Origin of the sequence: Dactylosporangium sp. NPDC000555 (genome assembly GCF_040300025.1) — a bacterium.
Lineage (GTDB): Bacteria > Actinomycetota > Actinomycetes > Mycobacteriales > Micromonosporaceae > Dactylosporangium.
In genome coordinates this window covers 1-1,874 of record NZ_JBEPDB010000200.1, presented here as the reverse complement: position 1 = coordinate 1,874, position 1,874 = coordinate 1, and the positions used below count along the sequence as shown (strand labels likewise).

General features: G+C 76.4%; 2 protein-coding genes. Both read left to right on the top strand.

The window, feature by feature from the left end; genetic code table 11:
- The coding region (locus ABT297_RS43000; protein ID WP_350559982.1) for an ABC transporter ATP-binding protein at window positions 1-1,583 on the top strand (1,583 nt) is incomplete at its 5' end.
- Window positions 1,580-1,874, top strand: a 295-nt coding sequence (locus tag ABT297_RS42995) for an alpha/beta fold hydrolase (RefSeq protein WP_350559979.1), incomplete at its 3' end; no start/stop codon positions are given. The genes ABT297_RS43000 and ABT297_RS42995, both read left to right, overlap by 4 nt.

Below are 1,874 nucleotides of genomic sequence, written 5' to 3'. Positions count from 1 at the left end.
CCACCGAGCTCCTGCGCCGCGTCCGGCTGCCCGGCGAGGCCGCCCGCCGCTACCCCCACCAGCTCTCCGGCGGCCAGCGGCAGCGGGTCGTGATCGCCGGCGTGCTCGCCGCCCGGCCCCGGCTGATCGTGCTCGACGAGCCCACGACCGGGCTGGACGCCGCCGTGCGGGCCGGCGTGCTCGACCTGCTCGGCCGGCTGCGCGCCGAGCTGTCCGCCGCCGTGGTGCTCATCAGCCACGACCTCGACCTGGTCGGGCGGCACTGCGACCGGGTCGGCGTCCTGTACGCGGGCCGCCTGGTCGAGTCCGGGCCCGTGGCCGGCATTCTGGGCGACCCGGCGCACCCGTACACCGCCGGCCTGCTCGACAGTGCCCCGCGCCTCGGCATGCCGCGCCGCGTCCGCCGGCTCGCCCCGATCGCCGGCCGGCTGCCGGTGCTGGGCGCGACGAGCCCCGGCTGCGCGTTCGCCGCCCGGTGTCCGGTCGCCGACGCGGCCTGCACGGCGGTCGAGCCCGCCCTCGACGAACGGGCCGTCCCCGGACGGGCGGTGCGCTGCCTGCGCCCGGGCGCCGCCCCCCGCATCGCGGCGGAGGCGACAGACCAAACCGCAGCAACGGTACCTCCTGAGCCCGGCGGACCACCGCTGCTGGAGGTCCGCGGCCTGGTCCGCGGCTATGGCAGCACCGCCGTGTTGGACCACGTCGACCTGACCATCGGCGCCGGCGAGGTCGTCGGGCTCGTGGGGGAGTCCGGCAGCGGCAAGACCACGCTCGCCCGGGCCATCGCCGGGCTGCACGCCGAGGGGACCGGACAGCTACGCTTCGCCGGTGCCGCCCTGCCGGCCGGGCTGCGCCGCCGCTCTCCGGCGCTACGGCGGCGGATCCAGATGGTCTTCCAGGACCCCGACACGACCCTCAACCCGAGCCAGCCCGTGCGGCGTATCCTCGAGCGCGCCCTGCGAACGCTGCGCGGCGCTCCAGGCGTCGCCGCCCTCGCCGCGCGCACCCGGCTCGACGAGGACCTGCTGCGGCGCCGGCCCGGGCAGCTCTCCGGCGGTCAGAAGCAGCGCGTCGCCATCGCCCGCAGCTTCGCCGGCGCGCCCGAGCTGGTCATCTGCGACGAGCCCGTCTCCGCGCTGGACGTCAGCGTGCAAGCCGCCATGCTCGAACTGCTCGCGGAGCAGCGCGAGCGCACCGGCACCGCCTACCTGTTCATCTCCCACGACCTGGCCGTCGTCGGCTACCTCGCGGATCGCGTCGCGGTGCTCTACCGCGGCGTCCTGGTCGAGCACGGCCCGGCCGGTCCGGTCCTCGCCGGACCGCATCATCCCTACACGGCAACGCTTGTCGGCGCGAGCCGGTCCGAGCCGTCCGGGCCGCCCGAGCCATCCGGGCCGGCTCCGGTCAACGGTGCCGGCTGCCTGTTCTTCCACGCCTGCGCCCAGCGGATCCCCGGGCTGTGCGATGCCACCGCACCGCCCGTCACCGAAGCGGAGCCGGGGCATTTCGTGCGGTGCCACCTCGATCCGGCGGCGCTGCCCCGTACCGAACCCACGACCTCGATCGGAGGAGTCCGCGCATGACCGTCCACGCCAGAACGGTCGAGAACGAGTTCGCCGACCTGCTCGCCCGTTCGGCCCACCCGCCGGTCGTCATCCGCCGCTGGGTGAACGTCACCTCCGGCGGCCACATCAGCGCCGTCGTCTGGGGCAACGGCGCTCCCGACATCGCCCTGCTGCACGACGCCGGCGCCGATGCCCGCAGCTTCGACACGCTGTTGTCCCTTGTGGACCGGCCGGCGGCCGCGCTGGACCTGCCCGGCCACGGCCGCTCCAGCGGCACGGCGCAGGCGGCCCCGTCCGCCGGCCGGCTCG